The sequence below is a fragment of the Pseudomonas sp. 14P_5.3_Bac1 genome (assembly GCF_025466135.1).
In the GTDB taxonomy this organism is placed as follows: domain Bacteria; phylum Pseudomonadota; class Gammaproteobacteria; order Pseudomonadales; family Pseudomonadaceae; genus Aquipseudomonas.
The window spans coordinates 25,362-44,533 of record NZ_JANLOF010000025.1 but is presented as its reverse complement, the minus strand read 5'-3'; the positions used below and the strand labels follow the sequence as shown (position 1 = coordinate 44,533).

The 19,172-nt window shown below is 63.2% G+C and carries 13 protein-coding genes; 1 reads left to right on the top strand and 12 read right to left on the bottom strand.

From position 1 onward, the window contains the following. Window positions 1-78: 78 nt before the first annotated feature. The 4 genes from NTD89_RS06590 to NTD89_RS06575 form a co-directional block, all read right to left on the bottom strand. The gene (locus tag NTD89_RS06590; RefSeq protein WP_262206788.1) at window positions 79-3,048 is read right to left on the bottom strand and encodes an autotransporter domain-containing protein; all 2,970 of its coding nucleotides are present in this window, start codon (window positions 3,046-3,048) and stop codon (window positions 79-81) included. A gap of 153 nt (window positions 3,049-3,201) precedes the next feature. Continuing rightward, window positions 3,202-3,873 carry a GNAT family N-acetyltransferase gene (locus NTD89_RS06585; protein WP_262206787.1) on the bottom strand — a complete coding sequence of 224 codons (672 nt, stop codon included), beginning with the start codon at window positions 3,871-3,873 and terminating at the stop codon, window positions 3,202-3,204. A gap of 10 nt (window positions 3,874-3,883) precedes the next feature. Beyond that, window positions 3,884-4,330, bottom strand: a complete 447-nt coding sequence (locus tag NTD89_RS06580) for a GNAT family N-acetyltransferase (protein ID WP_145158276.1) — start codon at window positions 4,328-4,330, stop codon at window positions 3,884-3,886. Continuing rightward, window positions 4,327-4,965, bottom strand: coding sequence for an FMN-binding negative transcriptional regulator (locus NTD89_RS06575; RefSeq protein WP_145158274.1), 639 nt, complete (start codon window positions 4,963-4,965; stop codon window positions 4,327-4,329). The genes NTD89_RS06580 and NTD89_RS06575 overlap by 4 nt, the downstream gene beginning before the upstream one ends. Before the next feature lie 87 nt (window positions 4,966-5,052). Here NTD89_RS06575 and NTD89_RS06570 point away from each other — a divergent pair, with 87 nt between their 5' ends. Next, a complete protein-coding gene (locus tag NTD89_RS06570) occupies window positions 5,053-6,645 on the top strand; it encodes a PLP-dependent aminotransferase family protein (RefSeq protein ID WP_262206786.1) in 1,593 nt (530 codons plus the stop codon). Here the strand turns inward: NTD89_RS06570 and NTD89_RS06565 are convergent. The 8 genes from NTD89_RS06565 to aspA all read right to left on the bottom strand — a co-directional run bounded on the left by NTD89_RS06565 (window position 6,601) and on the right by aspA (window position 19,121). Then, window positions 6,601-10,881 (bottom strand): dermonecrotic toxin domain-containing protein, encoded by a 4,281-nt coding sequence (locus NTD89_RS06565; RefSeq protein WP_262206785.1) that lies wholly within the window; start codon window positions 10,879-10,881, stop codon window positions 6,601-6,603. The genes NTD89_RS06570 and NTD89_RS06565 overlap by 45 nt on opposite strands. A gap of 1 nt (window position 10,882) precedes the next feature. Further along, complete coding sequence (locus NTD89_RS06560) at window positions 10,883-11,194, bottom strand: hypothetical protein (RefSeq protein ID WP_262206784.1); 312 nt, start codon at window positions 11,192-11,194, stop codon at window positions 10,883-10,885. A gap of 295 nt (window positions 11,195-11,489) precedes the next feature. Further along, window positions 11,490-12,581: a polyamine ABC transporter substrate-binding protein gene (locus NTD89_RS06555; protein WP_262206783.1), complete on the bottom strand. Its 1,092-nt coding sequence runs from the start codon at window positions 12,579-12,581 to the stop codon at window positions 11,490-11,492. Then, complete coding sequence (locus NTD89_RS06550) at window positions 12,578-13,612, bottom strand: histone deacetylase family protein (RefSeq protein ID WP_262206782.1); 1,035 nt, start codon at window positions 13,610-13,612, stop codon at window positions 12,578-12,580. The genes NTD89_RS06555 and NTD89_RS06550 overlap by 4 nt, the downstream gene beginning before the upstream one ends. 132 nt (window positions 13,613-13,744) lie before the next feature. After that, entirely contained in the window at window positions 13,745-14,737 is a 993-nt protein-coding gene (locus NTD89_RS06545; RefSeq protein WP_262206781.1) for an AraC family transcriptional regulator, read from the bottom strand. A gap of 50 nt (window positions 14,738-14,787) precedes the next feature. After that, on the bottom strand, window positions 14,788-15,765 hold the full coding sequence (locus NTD89_RS06540) for an asparaginase (protein ID WP_262206780.1): 978 nt from the start codon (window positions 15,763-15,765) through the stop codon (window positions 14,788-14,790). An 86-nt stretch (window positions 15,766-15,851) separates the two neighbouring features. Beyond that, on the bottom strand, window positions 15,852-17,303 hold the full coding sequence (locus tag NTD89_RS06535) for an alanine/glycine:cation symporter family protein (protein ID WP_145158252.1): 1,452 nt from the start codon (window positions 17,301-17,303) through the stop codon (window positions 15,852-15,854). A 393-nt stretch (window positions 17,304-17,696) separates the two neighbouring features. Then, the gene (aspA, locus tag NTD89_RS06530) at window positions 17,697-19,121 is read right to left on the bottom strand and encodes an aspartate ammonia-lyase (RefSeq protein WP_025854459.1); all 1,425 of its coding nucleotides are present in this window, start codon (window positions 19,119-19,121) and stop codon (window positions 17,697-17,699) included. Window positions 19,122-19,172 lie beyond the last annotated feature (51 nt).

Genomic DNA, 19,172 nt, shown 5'->3' with positions numbered 1-19,172 from the left:
AATTTAGCGAGATGACGGGGCGATAACTGTCAGGCTACCGACCCCTGATTCGCGGGAGTTGTCTTTAGTGCTGAGCGATTAAAAACTCATCTGCCATTGGCCGACCAACGCGTGATTGCGGCTGTTGCTGCCCATCTCTCCGGTGTAGCCCAGGCCCAGGCTGTGGCGCGCCGACAAGCCGACGTCCAGCCCGGCTTCGAGTAGCAGGCTGTTGCGGTCCAGGGCGCTGCCTTGGACATTGAACGCCGTGCCGCCGGCCAGGAAAGCCTGACGCGTGCTGCTGTCGACATCGCCGTAGGTGTGCTTCCAGCCGGCGCTGACACGGGGCGTGAGGCTGATGCCGTTGTCCAGTTGGCTCAGGTGCGCCAGGCGCAAACCGAATGTGCTGCTGAAATTGTCCTGGGTCTGGCCATCGACATGCAGCGCGGCGGCGCCGCCTTTTTCGTTGTAGCTGTCACGCTGGTAGCGCTGGTAGCCGAGGTTGGCGAATGGCTCGGCACTCAGGTGGCCGCTGCCCATGGCGTAGCCGAGTTCGGCAAAGGCCTGCTGGCTGTTGGCGTCATAGTCGCCTTTGGGGCGGTCGTTGAAACCGTTGAAGGCCACCGTGCGTTTGCTGTCGCCCTGGTGCCCGCTGTAAGCCGCGCCCAGGCGCAAGGCCAGAGGCCCACTCTGGCGCATGGCGTAGACGCCGGCGTGCCAGCTGTCGACGCTGCCGTCCACGCCGGAGGTGTCCAGGTCGGTCTTCGAATAACCGCCCAGCAAACCCACGCGCCAGTCGCTGTCGAGGGCCCAATCGGCTCCCAGCACCGTGCCTTTGGTGCGTTGGGTCAGGCCGTTGCTGCCGTGCTCGCCATCGAGCTTGCCGTAGCTGCCGATGCCCTGCAGCCACAGGCGACCGCGCGCGTTCGGGTCATTGAGGTTGCGCGCCTCGCTGGGTACGCCGCTGGCGGCGAGCACTGGGGTGTCGCGCTGATCAAGCCCGACCATCAAGCCTGCGCCGCCGCCCAATTGATGCATCGCCGCAAGCATGCTGTTGCCTACTTGGGCGCTGGCGCCGAGGGTGGCGCCCGTGAGGTTGGCAGTGCTGCTGCCGGCCAATTGCTCGATGGCTGCACCTGCCGTGGCGGTGGTGGTGGAGAGCAAGGCGTTATACAGCGGATTGTGGGTGCCCAGGCCTGCCAGGCTGTTGGCCGCGCTGGCGCCGTTGCCGGTACTGGCGAACTGATTGAAGGCAATGTCGTTACGGGTGTACGTCAGGCCGACTTGAGTCGGGCTGTAATCCAGGCTCGGCGTGAGGAATGCATAGTCGCTGGTGACGGTACCGAATTGACCCGTGATGCTGCCGGCTTGCAGCACGGTGTAATGGCTCTGCCATGGATACGTGCCGCTGGCAGGGTTGATTACCAGCGCCGCGCCATTGAGGTTGGCCGTGCCGCCGACCTTGAGCGGCGCGCTGCTGCCATCGGCATTCACGCCATAGGCCAGGGTCGCACCACTGCCCATGGTCACGTCGCGGGCGATGGTGGCGGTGCCCAGCGCCGTACTGGTTTGCAGCGTGCCGTTGACCACCAGGCTGCCCACCGAGCCACCCCCGGCGTAAATACCGCCGGCATCGACTGTCACGTTACCGGCAATGCCACCCTGGTTGATCAGTTTGGCACCGCTGTAAATCTCGCCGCCGTCGCTGAAATCGCCGCTGCCGGTGAGGGTCCAGGTGCCTTGTTTCACGGCCAGCCATTCGACGTTACGGCTGTCACCGAAACTGCCGCCTGCAGCATCATCCAGGCTCAGTCGGTCGTAGCCGGCGCCGCCATCCACCAGGCCGACAAAGCGGCTGCCATTGAGCAACACCAGCGTGTCATCGCCGCCGCCCAGATCCAGAGCCAGGCCATTGCTGCCGCTGATGGTGCCGCCGTTGATCACGGTGTCGGCAAAGTTGCCGACAAACTTCACGCCAAAGCCATTCAGACCCTCAATGACGCCGTGGTTTTCCAGGGTGGTCGCGGCAACGCCCGGGCCGTCGCTACCGTCGTCCACCAGGATCGCGTTGTTGGCGCCGCTGACCCGCGCACCCTTGGCGTTGTACACATAGCCGCCGCCCAGGGCGATGCCTTCGCTGCCGTTGGCAAAACCATTTTTGTCGACACCGCCGGCACCGATGCCCTGGATGATGCCGTAGTTTTCGATATGCGCGATTTTGTCGATGTCCACGCCATCGCCGTCGCCATCCGGCTGCAAACCGGAGAACGCGCCGGTGATGGTGCCGTGGTTGATCACCGTGCCGTCGCCGTCGGAGCCAAAGCCCGAGCCGTTGCGGCCAATCACCGTGCCGTAGTTGGTCAGCGACGCACCCAGGTCAGTGGTGATGCCATGGCGACCGCCGGAAATCAGGCCGTAGTTGGTCACCGTCACACCGGTGGCGGAGTCGATATCGACGCCGTCGAATTTGTCATCGCGCGAGAACGTGTCGCCGGTGGAGATCTCGCCGTAGTTGGTAATGTTCGCGTTGGCGTCGGTCTTCATGCCGTCACTGGCATCGCCACGAATCAACCCACCGGCGCGGTTGATGATCGTGGTTGTCACGTTGGCGCTGCGGATCGCATCCAGGTCCAGCCCTTGGCCGGTGGCCGAGCGAATGGTGCCGCTGTTGTCGATCAACAAACTGCCGCTGGCAAAATTGCTGTTGATGCGCAGCGCGTCATTGGCGCCCTGGATCACACCGCCCGCGAGGTTGTAGACGCTGTAGTTGCGCGCCCCGGTGAGCGTGCCCGAACTGTCGATAGCGCGCCCGCCGCTGGAGACCAGCTTGCCCGCGTTGGTGATCACCACGCCCGCACCGCTGGTGCCGTCCTTGAGCGTGACGGCCACGCCGGAGGTAGTGAGGCTGCCCGGCGCTGTGGTGGTCAACGAATCACTGCCGGTCAGGGTTTGCCCCGTGGTGGTGGGCGTGTCGATCTGCACGGTTTTGGTCGGCGCAGGCGCCGCTTCAGCAAGGCCGCTGGCCAATAACGTGATGGCGAGTGCGAGGCGGTGGGGCGAGGGGGGCATGGCGGACGACCTTGTTATGGAAACGAGTCGACCTGTATAGCGAAGGGTGGTTGCAGGAATGTGTCGGAGAGATGACAGCAGTGGGCCCGCAGCAGATCAACTGTGGGAGCGAGCAAGCCCGCTCCCACAGTGGTTTTGTGTTGTGGCTGAGAATCAGGCCCGGCACTCGACCAGTGTTTTCAGTTGGCCAGAACCATGCTGGTTCGCCTCGGACAGCCACGCTTCAAACCCCGCCCCAAGGGTTGGCCATTCCGAATCCAGGATCGAATACCACGCCGTATCGCGGTTCTGTCCCTTGACCACCATGTGCTGGCGGAACACGCCTTCAAAGCTGAAGCCCAAGCGCTGCGCCGCGTATTTGGAACGGGCATTGGCGTTGTTGCACTTCCATTCCAGGCGACGGTAGCCCTGCTCGAAAGCGTGTCTGGCCAGCAGGTACACCGCCTCGGTGCTTTTGGGCGAGCGTTGCATCGACGCGCCGAAGGTCACGTGGCCGATTTCGATGCGGCCCTGGGCCGGGACGATGGACATCAGGCTGAGGATGCCTTGCACCTCGCCGCTCTGGCGGTCGATCACGCTGAAGAAATACGGGTCGCTGTGCTGGGCATGGTTGTTGAGCCAGGCATCAAACGCGGCGCGCTCGGGGAAGGGGCCGTAAGGCAAGTAGTCCCAGAGTTTCGGATCGGCGCCCGGGCCTTCAAGGGCCCGGAACAGGCCATCGCCATGGCGCGCGGGGTCGAGTTTTTCCAGGCGGATGAAACGCCCTTCGAGCACTTGAACGGTGGGCGCGGGAACGCCTTTCCAGTCGGCGGGTGAGATAGGCATGCGGGGCTCCTTAAAGACCTTTGCGAAATTGGATAAAGCCAGGACGTTCGGCAATACGTTCGTAGAGTTGAATCGCGGTGGCGTTGGTCTCGTGGGTCAACCAGTGGACCTTGCAGCAACCGTCAGCCTTGGCGGTGGCGTAGACAAACTCGATCAGCTTGCGACCCACGCCGCTGCCGCGTTGGGCCGGCTCCACCAGCAGGTCCTGCAGGTAGCAGGAATTTTCAATGCTCCAGTTGGAGCGGTGGTAGATGAAGTTGACCATGCCCACCGCCTTGCCGTCCTGCCAGGCCAGGGCGGAATGGGTCGGCTCACTGGCATCGATCAGGCGCTGCCAGGTGCTTTGGCTGACGGCGTCGGGCAATTGGGTTTCGTAGAACCTCAAGTACGCCTGCCACAGTGGCAGCCAGGCGGCATGGTCGGCGGCGGTGACGGGGCGGATATCGATCTGGCTCATTCTGTGCCTCCTTGAGGGATAAAGCGCGCGAGCGTCTGATCGCGCACATCAATGCTGGCGGCCAAGCCCTCGCGCACGCCGTTGATATCGGCCTGGCTGCGGTTCTGGCTGAGTTTGCGTTTGCCGATCAGGCGCTCGATGGGCAGGGCGAAGCCGACGATGGCTTTGAGCATGCCGTCAATGTAGTCGGCGGGGGCATCGCTGACGCTCCAGGGCTGGGCGCGGTTGCCTTCGTGGCGGTCGGTCAGCGCCGTGACCACCGCCAGCAAGCGCTCGGCATCGGCAAATACCTCGGCCTTGCCGTACGCATGCACGGCGATGTAATTCCAGGTGGGCACCACTTTGCCGTGCTCGGCCTTGGCCGGGTAAAACGCCGGGCTGATGTAGGCGTCGGCGCCGGCAAAGATCACCAGGGCTTCGCTGCCATTTTGCAGGTCGCGCCATTGAGGGTTGGCCTTGGCCATGTGCCCGTAAAGCGTACCGTTCGGGCCCTGATCGGGGTTGAGCAGCAGCGGCAGGTGGCTGGCCTGCAGGCCCTGCTCGCCAAAGGTCACCAACTGCGCCAGGCGAGTGTGCTGGATCAGTTGCTGCAGTTCGGGCAAATCGTCGAGGGCAAAGGCGCGGGGTGTGTACATGGAAATAATCCTTGGCGAATGCCTGCATCCTAGGCAGGCTATTGGTCTGTTGTAAGAGCCAACTGGCGCCAATTTCATAGGTCCAATATGTCGTGCATCACGCCGCCGCTGTCATTCAACCCCGCTGGGATTGAGCTGGATCGCCGCCTGGGTTTAACGCGCCAGCTGTATGACGCCCTGCGCCAGCGCGTGTTGGACGGGCGGCTGGTCAGCGGCACGCGGTTGCCCGCCACCCGTGACCTGGCGGCGGCGTTGTCGATTTCCCGCAACAGTGTGGTGCGCGCCTATGACCAGCTGTATGCAGAGGGATTTATCGAGAGCCGCGTTGGCGACGGCACCTACGTTGCCCAGTTGCCGACGCCGAAAAAACTATCCACAAAAGTATCCACAGGGTTTTCAACAGGCTTATCCCCAGTCTTATCCACAAAATGCGCGGATTTGCCGGAAGATCTGGACCATGAAGTTATCCACAGCACCAGCCTGGCGCGGGTAAAAACCAACCATCTGTCCCAGCCTCCGTCGGGGCCGCCACGGGCATTTCGCGTGGGTGTGCCTGCCTTTGATCTGTTTCCGTTTGAGGTCTGGGCCAAGCTGAATGGGGCTTTTTGGCGCAAACCGGACCTTGAGCAGCTGTGCTACGGCGACCCGGCGGGTGACGCGCGCCTGCGCGGTCTGATTGCCGCTTATTTGCGCAGCTCCAGGGGCATGCAATGTGCGGCTGAGCAAATTGTGATCACCTGCGGCGCGCAACAGGCAATCAGCCTTTGTGCACAGTTGCTGGTAGAGCCGGGCGATGGCGTGGCGGTAGAAAATCCGGGCTACCGCGCCGCCGGTCACGCGTTTGCCTTGGCCGGTGGGCGCCTGCACGGCGTACCCGTGGACGGCGAGGGCATTGACTGCCAGGTGCTCAATACCCTGAGCGATTGTCGCGTGGCGTATGTCACCCCCTCCCACCAGTACCCGTTGGGCGTGGTCATGAGCCTGGCCCGCCGCCTTGAACTGCTGGCCTGGGCCGAGCGCACGGGCGGTTGGATCATCGAGGATGACTACGACGGCGAGTACCGTTACAGCGGCGCACCCTTGTCGCCCTTGGCCGCGCTGGATCGCAACGGGCGGGTGCTGTACGTGGGCACATTCGGCAAAGTGGCGTTTCCCGCGTTGCGTCTGGGTTACCTGGTGTTGCCGCCGGCCCTGGTGGATGCGTTTGCGCGGCGCCGTGCGGTCGACATGCGCCACTCGGAGGTCAGTACCCAGGCGGTGATGGCGGAGTTCATGGCGGCGGGGCACTTTCAGCGGCATATCCGGCGTATGCGACGCGCTGCGCTGAGCCGGCGTGACGCGCTGTTGAGCGGCTGGCCCGGTGAGCTGCCGGGCGTGAGCAGCCTGCCCACTGTCGCGGCAGGCTTGCACCTCACGGTGCGAGTGGACAGCCTCGCCCGCGAACAGCAACTGGTGGCGCAGGCCCACGCCGTGGGGGTCGAGGTCAATGGCTTGAGCGCCTATTGGCTGCCGGACTCCAGCACTGCTCCCGACCAGCGCGCCGGGCTGGTCTTGGGGTTTGCCGCCGTGCCGCCGGCGAGCATCGCGCAGGCGCTTGGACGGTTGTACCGCGCCTGGGAGTGTCAGCCGCCACCTTCAGCGCCGGGGCACCGGCAAGGCGGCAGTCTTGAAGAACAGTGATCGCGCCAGCAACGGCCCGATCTCACTGCGGTACACCGCGATATTGTCGCGGTCATCGGCCTTGGCCGGCGCTTCATACTTGCCGCCCAGACGCCGCTGCGATTGGGTCTTGAGGTGCGCGGCGGTGTAGGCCTCCTCGGGACTGACCAGGTCCTTGTAGTGAAAGTGGGCGTACCACAGCGCATTCGAGTGTTTGGCGTCGAGGATTTCGTACTCCTTCAAATAGCCCTTGTGGCGGCCGGAAAGCTTGCTGCGTGGGCCTGGCAGCGGTTTGATGATGATCTCGTTTTCACGGTAAAGCAGTTCGACATGCGCGGCCGTCGGTGGGCGCTGCTTGAGCATGTCGAGCCGGGTGCGCAGGCCCTCGGCGTAGAGGCGTTTGATCGCGGCATCGAGGCTGCGGTTGATCAAGGCGGCCGACGGTGAGCCGCTTTCGGTCATATTGCTGGCGGTCAATGCCTCCTCAATGTCCTCGCCGGCCTGGGCCAGCTGCGCGGCGCGGCGGTGGAAACGCTCTTCAATCTCCACGGGCAGGCGTCTTGCCTCGCCGGCCAGGCGCTGGGTGCGCGTGATGAACTGTTCGACATCGTCGAGCAGCGCCTGAGCACTGGCGATACCGGCGGCCACGTTTCGCGACTGCGCCCGCGCAGTGGGCCGCGCCCCCGTACGCTCACGCTCAACCCATACCCCGTCCTTTTTATGAAACAGAGCAATCACCTTGCCGGTCAGTGCTTGCTTGACCTCCACCAGCGGGGTCGGTTCTCCCCGTTGTGGCGGGCGTTCTTCGCCGACCACGATGCCCTGGAAGCGGGTCTTGATCACCTTTTTCTGCGGTCTGGGCACAGGCGCGGAGGGGCCGGCAATCGCCGACTCCAGGGCCTTGCGCTCGCGCAGCAGCGTGGTCATTTGTTTGACCGCCCGTTGGGCGAACTCTTCGGTGAGCTGCTGCAAGGTCTCCAGGGCCGGGCGATGCACATCCAGTGGAAAATCGGCCGGCAAATCGGCCAGGCTTTGATCCAGGCCAGTGAACTGGTCTACCAGGCTGTCGAGGACCTCGATCTGTTGATCCAGCGTGGCCAGATTGTCTGGCTGCAAGGCTTCGCACAGGCTCTGTACCGCCAGTTCCGCCCGGTCGACCATCTGGGCGATCACCGAACGCGCAGTGTCTTTGCTGGCCGAGGCGGCTTCATTCACGCAGAGGAAGCGTGACAGGGTGATCCGGAATGCCTTGAGGTCATCCAGCGTTATCTTGGGCAGCACTTGTTCGTGGCGCAGCACCAGTTCCACGCCTTTGACCCCCAGGGCGCGGGCCTCCTTGAACCGTGATTGCAGGTAACTGATGCGCTCGACCATGGCCTGGGTCGACGCGTCGACGGCACGGCAGTCTTCCAGGGCCATCGGGGTGTCTGGCAAGTCCTCGTTGTCCAGGTATTCAGACACGGTGTGCAGCCCGTCTCGAAAGCGGATCATCTGTTCGGTGGTGGCACTTCGCGCCAGGATCATCTGGTCATGCAGGTAGCCGAGCATGGCTTCCTGATACGTCGGCACGGTATCGAGAATGTTCAGCGATTTGAGCTGGGCAATCGGTACGTCCAATTCTTCCAGGCGCCTGCTGACGTGCGTCAAGTAGGTGGTGCGGGCCTCTGCGCGATCGGCCGGTGGCGCGTGATCGATGGCCTGCTGCAAACCCATCATGTCCTGGCGTCGTTGTTCGACCTGTGTGTCGAAGGCTGCCAGTTGCTCACGCAGTTCGCGGATTTTCGGCGGCCTCAGGCGCTGGCCTTTCTGTCGCCGGCTGCGCATTCCGCCGCCGCGCAGGCGCAACCGGGTGTCGACAAACCATTGGCCGAGACGGTTGCCAATCAAGGCCGGGCCTTCGCGGTTCGGGTCCTTGGGGTCGATGATCAGCACGGTGTCGTTTTCATCGAGCGTCACTTCGAACCAGCGCTGCGCCACCGGGACGTACCACGCCTGGCCCTTGGGGTAGAGGTGCAGATGAGGGCCGGGCTGGGTGATTATGTCGCCCAGCCCTGCGGGTTTGGCCAGGCTGAAACTGTCCAGTGTCGCGTCCAGGCTGTTGCGGTTACGCGTGAGGGCGCCGCGGGTGTGGAGGTTGATGTCATGGTCAGTCGGCAGGTGCGCGGTGTCGAGCGTAGGGTGCTGGATGATCGACGGTTTGGCCGGTAACGACGCTGCCGGCGGCGGGCGTTTTTCAGGCGCACGCGCCGGCGCGCGCTGCAGGCTGATGTGCAGCGCCAGGGCCATGCCCAGGGTCAGAAAAAAGTCCACGGCAGCACTCACGCCCGCTGCTTGATCGCCGCTTTCTCGGGCCTCGATAACCTGCTGCAGGTCATCCATGAGTTGCCAGATCCAGGCTGCGGCGCCCGCTGTGCGGCCCATGAACGGCAGCGCCGCATTCAGAACAATCCAGCCTGCATGCTTGAAGCTTTCCCAGCGAGCCTCGGCATTGGACACCGATTGACGGTCGGCCAGTGTCACCAGGGCGCGGGCGTTGGCGTTGTACAGCACCGCGAGGCAGTCCGCGCCCAGCGCCTGGGTGCCGAACTCAATCGGGCCGCTCATCACCATCGAACTCACCGGCTCGCTGAGCAGCGTCGGCAGGACCCAGGGTGAAGGCACGCTGCCGGGGAAGACAAACTGGGCGTAATCCTGGCGCACAGCGTCGGGCAGCCAGGCCAGTACCGACTGGCGTAACGGCGTGTCCTGCTTGATGGCGTAAAGCAGGTTGGCCTGTGAGGGAAACTGCACCAAGGGTTCGTTGGACAATGGTCGATACAACAGGCAAGGGCCACTCGCAGGGTCCTGTGGCCCAATGAGAAACATGTTATCGACGCTGTCGGTGGCGCCGCTCACGCGCCACCGGGGGCGCAGTACCAGCGGCCGGATCACCACGGTGACGCCATCCACTCGGCGGTGTTGCGCGCTGCTGGCCATGACCGCGTGCACGTAGCGATAACCCTGTTCGTCAACGTCGAACAGGCCTCGAATCTTGTACTGCAGCGCCAGCAAGGGCAGTTGCAGGCTCAGTTGTCCGGCGTACAACTGTTGGCGCCGCAAGGCTTGCTCGGGATTGGCCAGCAGCAGTGTGTTGACCCGCTCGGGGTAGTGCTTGCCGATGTCTGCCTGGGTGACCAGTTGCTCCAGGTAGTCTGCGGTCATCCACGCGGGTGTCGGGCTGCCGTTCTGGTAACTCACAGTCTTGTTGCCCAGCGGCAGCGCGACGAGGTTTTGCAAGGCCAGCTCGACCAGGCTCAAGGTCAGGGTTTGCGTCTGGCCAGGCAGCGCGACGGTCCCCCACACGACTTGGCTGGTGACCGTTATTGTCACGCGGTCCAGATCCAGTGATGAGGCCTGCGGATGGTCCTTGATGAGCGCTGTGCGCAAGGCCGTGCGGGTGAAGTCGGTGAGGGTTGGCAGTTCGTCCATGAAGGTCTTGCCGTCGCTTTGAAGGCTCAGCGCGGCCAGGTCCATCATGTAGCGCCCGTAGGCTGATTGATCGGTTTCCGAGGCCTGCAGCAGCCAGGCCGGCAATGCCCGTCGCGTGGTGCCAATACGCGACTGATCGAGACGCGCCAGCTCGGCCCCTTGCATGCCGATAGCGCGGGCGGGCAACAGCGATTTGGGGGCCGCATCGGCCAGGTCGAGATCGCCCATTGCTTCGATTTGCAAGCTGATCAGGCTGCAGGCCTGGTGTTCGAAAAAGTTGCCGTCCGGTTCCAGCAAGCGCCAGTTCAGGGTTTTGCCGGGCAAGTCGGCGATATAGGGCAGCAGTGCCTGGCCGAAGGCCTCCAGGCTGGCAAATTTTGCATAGCCGGTATCGATCGAGTAGCTGAGGATGATGGTCTGTTCACCGTGATGCGCGATCAGTACGGCCATGGCCGTAACGCTGATGTGCTGGGCGCCGCTGGCGTCCTGCGCATCGATGTCCACCAGGTAGGCGCGTGTCGCGTACGGGTCGTGGGGCTGGCGCTTGATGAACTCGGGACAGTGGAACACCGCCCGTGCCACGGCGCAGTCGTCGGCGTTCCAGCCATGAACCTCCTGCACGTTCCACACATCGCGCAGCGACTGGGCAAATAGCTGCCAGCGTGGGCCGGTGGTGCCTGCGCTCTGGTTCCAGAAATCTATCTGTTGCTCCTGGAAGGCCACGAACAGCAGCGGCGCGAGCTCATTGATCAGTCGGCCTATCGCGTCGATCCTGACGGGCAGGTGCACGTCAGGGCCATTGCCTGAGGGGGTACGCCAGGTAGTGTTCGCGATCAAGGTAAGTCACGGGCATGCGGGAGATTGCACTGCGTGTCAGGGCGCCGGTGAGGGTGTCCGTTGCCGGCTTGGCGGGGATGATGTCGCCGCCCAGTTCGAGCCATTGCGGGGCGTTGACGATGGCCAGGTCCGGGTTGATATCCAGCTCCGGATACAGCTCGCGCAGCGCCGCACGCAAGGTGGTGCAAGCCACTTCACGCAGGGACGGGCCGGTGGCCAGCTGCGCTAGTAATCCGCTGTTTTCGGTTGGAACGAGGTCTTTCATGGGCACTCCTTGGCCTTGAGAAATACGCGAGGTCGCCCGTGGGCCTCAGCGCGCAGACCCTGGCTGTAGCGGTTCCTGGCTGATCTTGCGGCGACGATCGCGCTCACGTTAGGCGCGATGAGGAGGGGGCGGGCATTACTTAGTTAGCGGCGGCGGGGAGTGTGCGTTGCCTGTGGCCAACGGGCCCAGCGACCAGGCAGGCTTGCAGCGCTGCTCGGGTGGCAGGTTCTTTTGTGAGCAGCTGGGTGGCGGACAGTCGTCTCAGGGGCACTGACTGTCCGTTGGCGGTGGGGTGTCAGGTGCCCGACTTGATCTTGGTCCAGGCCCGCGTGCGAGCGCGCTCGGCATCGCGCCCCAGTGGTTTCAAGGTGTAGAGCGTGGCCATGGCCGCCTCGGTCGGGTACAGGTTGGGGTTGTTGCGAATCGACGCATCCACCTGCTCGGTCGCGTCTTTGTTGGGGTTGGGGTAGCCGACAAAATCGCTGATCGGCGCGATCACCTGCGGTTGCAGCAGGTAGTTGATAAAGGTGTAGGCGTCCTGCGGGTTCTTGGCGCCTTTGGGGATGGCGAGCATGTCGAACCAGATCGGCGCACCTTCCTTGGGCAGGCGCATGTCCACGGTCACGCCGTTCTTCGCCTCTTTGGCGCGGTTGGCGGCCTGGGAGAAGCTGCCGGAATAGCCGACGGCCACACAGATGTCACCGTTGGCGATATCGGCCATGTATTTGGAGGAGTGGAAGTACGTGATGTAGGGGCGGATTTTCATCAGCAGCGCTTCGGCTTTTTCATAGTCCTTGGGGTTGCTGCTGTTGGGGTCAAGGCCCAGGTGTTGCAGGGCCAGCGGCAGAATCTCCGAAGGCGAGTCCAGCAGCGCGACGCCGCACTGCTTGAGCTTGCTGATGTTTTCTTCCTTGAAGATCAGGTCCCAGCTGTCCACCGGTGCGTTGTCACCCAGCGCGGCCTTGACCTTGGCCGGGTTAAAGCCGATGAGGATGGTGCCGTACATGTAGGGCACGGCGAATTTATTGCCCGGGTCGTTGGCTTCGATCAGCTTCATCAGCTTGGGATCGAGGTGGTTCCAGTTCGGCAGCTGGCTGCGGTCCAGCGGCTGGAATACGCCGGCTTCGATCTGTTTGGCCAGAAACACGTTGGACGGCACCACCACGTCATAGCCGGAGTTGCCGGTCAGCAGCTTGGCTTCCAGCGCCTCGTTGGTGTCGAAAATGTCGTACACCAGCTTGATGTCGGAGTGCTGTGCCTTGAAGTCATCCAGCGCTTTGGGCGTGATGTAGTCGAACCAGTTGTAGACCCGCAGGGTTTTCTCTTCGGCATGCGCCGCGCCACTGATAACGGCGGCGCAGAGCACGAGTGACTTGAGCATGTTCATTGGGCTGCCCCTTCAAAACCTTCGAGAACGTTGACGGCGTTGATGCCGATTTCTTCCACCGCATAACCGCCTTCCATCACGAACAGCGTGGGTTTGCCCAGCCGGGCGATACGCGCGCCCATGGCCAGGTAATCCGGGCTGTCGAGCTTGAACTGCGAGATCGGGTCGTCCTTGAAGGTGTCCACACCCAGGGACACGACGATGATGTCGGCGCCGTAGCGCGTAATTTCCTGGCAGGCCTGCTCCAGCGCGGCGCTCCAGGTGTCCCAGCCGGAGCCGGCGGGCAGCGGATAGTTGAAGTTGAAACCTTCACCCGCGCCGTGGCCCAGCTCATCGGCATAACCCAGAAAAAACGGAAATTCCGCTTCCGGATGGCCGTGGATCGAGGTGAACAGCACATCGCTGCGCTCATAGAAAATCGACTGGGTGCCGTTGCCGTGGTGGTAATCCACATCGAGAATCGCGACTTTTTTGTGGCCCTGATCGAGAAAGGCCTGGGCGGCGATGGCGGCGTTATTGAGGTAGCAATAACCGCCCATCAAGTCGCTGGCGGCGTGATGCCCCGGCGGGCGGCACAGGGCGAAGGCGCTGTGGGCGCCCTGTTGGATGGCGGCCTGGGCGGTGAGGGCGACTTGCGCCGCGCTGTAGGCCGCTTGCCAGGTGCCGTCGGTAATCGGCGCGCCGCCGTCGAAGCTGTAGTAACCGAGCTGCCCGTGCAGGCTGGTGGGCAACACGCGGCGCAAGGTGCGGGCGGGCCAGGTGTAGGGCAGCAGGTCGCCGTCCTGGCCGAATTCGGTCCAGCGCGCCCAGGCACCTTTGAAGAAATCCAGGTAGTCACGGCTGTGAATGCGTTGCAGCGGTGCCAGGCCAAAGTCCTGTGGCGCGTTGACCGGCCCCAGTTCACGGTCCTTGACCCGTTGCAGCACGTGGTCGGCACGCGAGGGCATCTCAAAGCACGGCATCAGTTGCCCGTCCATCAGTTCGCAACGGCCGTGGTGCAGGTGGTGGTCGTCCGAGTAGATCGTCAGCATTTGTTGTTCTCCGCAGGCTGTATCGGTGGATGCAGTCTTGCGGCGGACGCGGTTTATGAGAATGGCAGGAGCGGCCAAAAGGGGATGAATATGGCCAAATTGTCTGTCCGAAATTCGCCCCTCAATGGGGCGTCACGGTCGAAATTGGCTCGGCGCCACGCCACTCCAGCGGACAAACGCATGCCTGAAACTCGCGGTTTCGCTGAAGCCCAACGCCTCGGCAATCCGATAGATCGGCCATTGGTCTTCGGCCAGCAGTTGCTTGGCGCGCTCAAAGCGCAGCTCGTCAAGCAGTTCCTGATAGCTGCAGCCCAAGTCGTGCAGATGCCGACGCAGGGTGCGCGCCGAACAGTTCATTTGCTCGGCCAGGCCTTCCAGGCCAGGTGCTGCGTTGAGTTGGGCGGTGAGCAGCTGGCGAATCCTGCCCAGCCAGGCCTGGCGCCCGGTGAACTCCAAATTCTGTTTGCGGCAGCGCTCGGCCATGGCCTGGTGGGTAATCGCATCGGCCAGCGGCAGCGGCCGGTCGAGCCAGTGCTTGTCGAACGCAAAGGCGTTGGCGGTGGCCTGAAACTGCAACGGGCAAGGGAAGCGCTCGGTGTAGCGCGTGCGGTAGTCCGGGGCGTCATGTTCAAAGCGTGCGGCGAGCAGCGGCAGGGGCTGGCCGAGCAGGTCGTCGCAGATCACCTTGAGCGAGGCCAGGCACAGTTCGACGTTGAACATTTCCAGCGCAGGGTTTTCGCGGTAGTCGCTGGCGGTGAACCAGATGCGATCGCCGTCCTCTTCAAGGCTCAGCTCGAAAAGTGTTCCCAACAGCGCCGGATAACGCAGGGCCAGGCGCAAAGCGTCACCGAAGGTGGCACTGGTGAGCAGGGCGTAACCGAGCATGCCGTAGGCCGACACATGCATTTGGCGCCCCAGCTCCAGGCCGACATCCTGGCGCAGGGCCACGGCGTTGGCACACACACGCATCTCCTGATTGGTGGTGATGCGCGTGTCGGAGCGGCTCAGGTCCGCCGCGCAGATACCACTGCCGGCCAGCAGCGCCTCAAACGGCAAACCTTCGGCCTTGAAAGTGTTGAGCACCAAAGAGACGGCATTGAGGGTGGTGAGGTGGGAGTGCAGCATGGGAACTTCCAGCCAGGGGATGGCTGGAAGGGGAGCAAGTTACATGCCGGTCAGCTCAGTTCGCCGCACAGGTCCAGTTCTACCAGGCGGCGGACCTCGCTGATTTCGAGGCCGGCGCCGAGCAAGGCGTTGAGCTTGCCGAACACCGCTTCGCGGGTCATGCCGCCACCGGAAAGCACGCCCACGCCGCGCAGACGGCTGCCAGCTTCGTACACGTCCAGTTCCACGCCGCCCTCATGGCATTGGGTGATTGCGACGACGACCACACCCAGGTCCTGCGCACGCTTGAGGCTCGCGAGGAAGGCCGGGTTGTCACTCGGCCCGGTGCCGCTGCCGAAGCATTCGAGCACCAGCGCCTGAATGCCGCTGTCGATCAGCGCATCCAGTTGGCCGGCGGCGATACCCGGCACCAGCGGCAGCACGCCGACGTTGGCCAACGCTTTGGGCTGACGGTAATGCAGGGCGGCCGGGATCATTTCGGCCTGGGTGACACCCCCGTTGCGTTGCAGGGCAGCAAACGGGTGACGACCGAAACTACGGATTTTCGCGCAACGGGTCGGCGCCATCAGCGCGCCATGGAAATACAGCTGAACGCCCGGCGACAGGCCTTCGCCCAACGCGTGCAGGGCGCCACTGACGTTTTCCCAGGCGTCGCTGTCGGGCACGCCGGCGGGCAGCATGGAACCGGTGAACACCACCGGCGCCGGCAGGCCGAGCAACTGGAAGCTCATGGCCGCCGCGCTGTAAGCCAGGGTGTCGGTGCCGTGCAGGATCAGTACTGCGTCGCAGCCCTCGTCCACGGCTTCAATCACCGCGACGTGCAGGCGCTGCCAATAGGCCGGGGTCATGTTGGCGCTGTCGATCAGGGGCGCCATTTCCCGGAAGCGCCAGGCAGGCAGTGGCAGGGTGGCAAGTTGTTCGCGCATGCGCGCTTCAAAACCGGATGCCGGGGCCAGGCCGTTGGCGCTGGCTTGCATGCCGATGGTGCCGCCGGTGTAGAGCACCATGATGGTGTTAGCTGTGGTCATCGAGACTTCTCCTGAACGAAAAACGCCGCCGGGCCCAGAGCATGCCCAAGGCCGGGCGGCGTGTCATCTATCTAGGCTTGCTGCGCTCAGCGTGGCGCTTGAGCGTTCAGTTCAGCCGAGGCTTGAGCGCCAGGCTCAGGCTTCACCGGGTTCGCAGGCCAGGCCTTGCGGTCCAGGTCCAGGTCAGGGAACTGGCTGGAGTCGAACACCGGCGTCTTGATGCCCGCCGCGCGCTGGCCGTCGTAGTCGTTCAGGATGCGCATGGCGATCTTGAACAGGAACGCCAGGGCGAACAGGTTGACGAACGCCAGCAGGGTCATGGTGATGTCGGCGAAGGCGAACACGGTGCCGAGGTTCTCGATGGAACCCCAGAAAATCAGCACCAGCACCAGCGCGCGGTAGCCCATCAGCACTTTGCGGTTGTCGCCCACGATGAAGCGCAGGTTGCTCTCGCCGAGGTAGTAGTTGTACATGATCGAGGTGAACACGAACAACGCCAGGGCCACCGAGATGAACATCCGGCCCCAGTCGCCGACGACCGCCGCCAGGGAGTTCTGGGTCAGGGCAATGCCGTCGCCTTCAAAGCCCGGGGTGTAGAAACCGGAGAGCAGGATCAGCAACGCGGTGCAGGTGCAGATCACGAAGGTGTCCAGGAACACGCTGAACGCTTGCACCACACCTTGGGCGATCGGGTGTTCTACCGAGGCCACTGCCGCCACGTTAGGCGCACTGCCCAAACCGGCTTCGTTGGCGAACACGCCGCGCTTCACACCCATGATGATCGCGCTGCCCACCAGGCCACCGAAGGCCTGGTCGAGGCCGAAGGCGCTCTTGACGATGGTCGCGAGCATGGCCGGCACATGGTCGAATTGCAGCACGATCACGTACAGGGTCACGGCGATGTAGACCAGCGTCTTGACCGGCACCAGCAGGTCGGCGATCGAGGCGATACGCTTGATCCCGCCAATGAACACCAGGCCCAGCAATACCGCCAGCGCCAGGCCTGTGTAGGTGGTGTCCAGGCCGAACGCGTTGTTCAGCGAGTGGGTCACAGCGTGGGCTTGCAGGCCGTTGAAGGCGAAACCGAAGGTCACCAGCAACAGGAACGCCATGACCATACCCAGCCAGCGCTTCTGCAGGCCGTGCTGAATGTAGTAGGCCGGGCCGCCACGGTAGGTGCCTTCAGCGTCGGTGCGCTTGTACAGCTGGCCGAGGGAGCATTCGATAAAGCTCGAGGACATGCCCACCAGCGCGGTGACCCACATCCAGAACACGGCACCGGGGCCACCCAGCGTCACGGCGATACCGACGCCTGCGATGTTACCGGCGCCCACACGGCCGGCCAGGCTGAGCATCAGCGCCTGGAACGAGCTGAGCTGGCCGGAGCTGCTCTTCAGGCTGTCTTTGAACACCGAGAACATGTGGAAAAAGTGGCGCAACTGAACGAAACGCGAGCGAATCGTGAAATAGCCGCCGAGCCCGACAATGAGCACGATCAGTACTTTCCCTGAGAGGAAGTCGTTGATGACTTCGAGCATGGAGTGTTCCTCGCTGATTTTTCTAATGGCAAAAACGCAGGACGGTGCGACGCATCGCTCGGCACCAGGCAGTGCACGACGCTTCGACCCCAATCCTTTTGCGGGTGTTGTTATTCATGCGGTTTCGCGCTGTCCAGGACCTCGTTACCGACGATCTCTGACGCGAAGAGGGGCGGCACTATACCTAGGAGCGCGTGATCCGTCTGCACGGGGCGATTAAAGGTTTCAGCCAAGCTGTTGCAGGCAAGGAGGGTTTGCAGGGCGATATTGGATTTTTTATGGGCGTCATTTCACAACCTTGAGGCAAAAAAAAGGGCCTGAAGAACGAGCCTTCAGGCCCTCAAAAGGTGAGAGGTGTCTAGTCCCTCAACCTGGTGAGCAGTGCAACAACCGTCAGGCCTTCAGCGGGACCAGACGTGGGGCAATCATGTTTTCGGGGCGCAGGATGTCGTCGAGCATGGCGTCGTCGAGCAAGCCTTCTTCGCGCACCAGTTCCAGCACGCCGCGGCCGCTTTCAAGGGCGATACGCGCAATGCGGGTGGCGTTTTCATAGCCGATGTACGGGTTCAGCGCGGTCACCAGGCCGATGGAGTGCTCCACCAGTTCGCGGCAACGCGCTTCGTTGGCGGTGATGCCGACGATGCAGTGTTCGCGCAGCATGTCCATGGCGCGTTGCAGTAGGCGGATCGAGTCGAAGATCTTGAAGGCGATCAGCGGCTCCATCACGTTCAGCTGCAGTTGGCCGCCTTCGGCTGCCATGGTCAGGGCCAAATCGTTGCCGATTACCTGGAACGCCACCTGGTTCACGGCTTCCGGGATAACCGGGTTGACCTTGCCGGGCATGATCGAGCTGCCTGGCTGGCGTGCCGGCAAGTTGATCTCGTTGATGCCAGTGCGTGGGCCGCTGGACAGCAGGCGCAGGTCGTTGCAGATCTTCGACAGCTTCACCGCGGTACGCTTGAGCATGCCGGAGAACAGCACGAAGGCGCCCATGTCAGAGGTGGCTTCGATCAAGTCGGCAGCCGGGACCACTGGCTGGCCGCTGATAACGGCCAGGCGTTGTACGGCCAGGGCCTGGTAACGCGGGTCGGCGTTGATGCCGGTGCCGATGGCGGTGCCGCCCAGGTTCACTTCGGTCAACAGCTCTGGCGCCAGGGTTTTCAGGCGGGCCAGGTCTTCACCCAGGGTGGTGGCGAAGGCACGGAATTCCTGGCCGAGGGTCATCGGCACGGCGTCTTGCAGTTGGGTGCGGCCCATTTTCAGCACGTGGCTGAATTCGACGCCTTTGGCGGCGAACGCCTGGATCAGGCTGTCGAGGCTGGCCAGCAGTGCGTCGTGGCCCAGCAGCAGGCCCAGGCGGATCGCGGTCGGGTAGGCGTCGTTGGTCGACTGCGCCATGTTCACGTCGTTGTTAGGGTGCAGGTACTGATATTCGCCCTTGTTGTGGCCCATGGCCTCCAACGCGATGTTGGCGATGACTTCGTTGGCATTCATGTTGGTTGAAGTGCCGGCGCCGCCTTGAATCATGTCCACCACGAACTCTTCGTGGAAATCGCCGCGGATCAGACGGGCACAGGCTTCGCTGATGGCAGCGTGCTTGGCTTCGCTGAGCTGGCCCAACTCGCGGTTGGCGTCAGCGGCCGCTTGCTTGACCATTGCCAGGCCGACCACCAATTTCGGGTAATGCGAAATCGGAACGCCCGAGAGGCGGAAGTTGTTCACCGCTCGCAGGGTCTGGATGCCGTAATACGCTTGAGCAGGTACTTCTAGTACGCCAAGCAGGTCTTTTTCTGTGCGGAATGATGCAGCGGAGGACATGACGGAAATCATCTCGATATGGACCCGGAACTGGCCGGAACGCTGCGAATG

What these genes read in the sequence shown, in the direction of transcription:
- NTD89_RS06590 (WP_262206788.1), bottom strand. Translation starts at nt 3,048, where the DNA reads ATGCCCCCCTCGCCCCACCGCCTCGCACTCGCCATCACGTTATTGGCC.
- NTD89_RS06585 (WP_262206787.1), bottom strand. Translation starts at nt 3,873, where the DNA reads ATGCCTATCTCACCCGCCGACTGGAAAGGCGTTCCCGCGCCCACCGTT.
- NTD89_RS06580 (WP_145158276.1), bottom strand. Translation starts at nt 4,330, where the DNA reads ATGAGCCAGATCGATATCCGCCCCGTCACCGCCGCCGACCATGCCGCC.
- NTD89_RS06575 (WP_145158274.1), bottom strand. Translation starts at nt 4,965, where the DNA reads ATGTACACACCCCGCGCCTTTGCCCTCGACGATTTGCCCGAACTGCAG.
- NTD89_RS06570 (WP_262206786.1), top strand. Translation starts at nt 5,053, where the DNA reads ATGTCGTGCATCACGCCGCCGCTGTCATTCAACCCCGCTGGGATTGAG.
- NTD89_RS06560 (WP_262206784.1), bottom strand. Translation starts at nt 11,194, where the DNA reads ATGAAAGACCTCGTTCCAACCGAAAACAGCGGATTACTAGCGCAGCTG.
- NTD89_RS06555 (WP_262206783.1), bottom strand. Translation starts at nt 12,581, where the DNA reads ATGAACATGCTCAAGTCACTCGTGCTCTGCGCCGCCGTTATCAGTGGC.
- NTD89_RS06550 (WP_262206782.1), bottom strand. Translation starts at nt 13,612, where the DNA reads ATGCTGACGATCTACTCGGACGACCACCACCTGCACCACGGCCGTTGC.
- NTD89_RS06545 (WP_262206781.1), bottom strand. Translation starts at nt 14,737, where the DNA reads ATGCTGCACTCCCACCTCACCACCCTCAATGCCGTCTCTTTGGTGCTC.
- NTD89_RS06540 (WP_262206780.1), bottom strand. Translation starts at nt 15,765, where the DNA reads ATGACCACAGCTAACACCATCATGGTGCTCTACACCGGCGGCACCATC.
- NTD89_RS06535 (WP_145158252.1), bottom strand. Translation starts at nt 17,303, where the DNA reads ATGCTCGAAGTCATCAACGACTTCCTCTCAGGGAAAGTACTGATCGTG.
- aspA (WP_025854459.1), bottom strand. Translation starts at nt 19,121, where the DNA reads ATGTCCTCCGCTGCATCATTCCGCACAGAAAAAGACCTGCTTGGCGTA.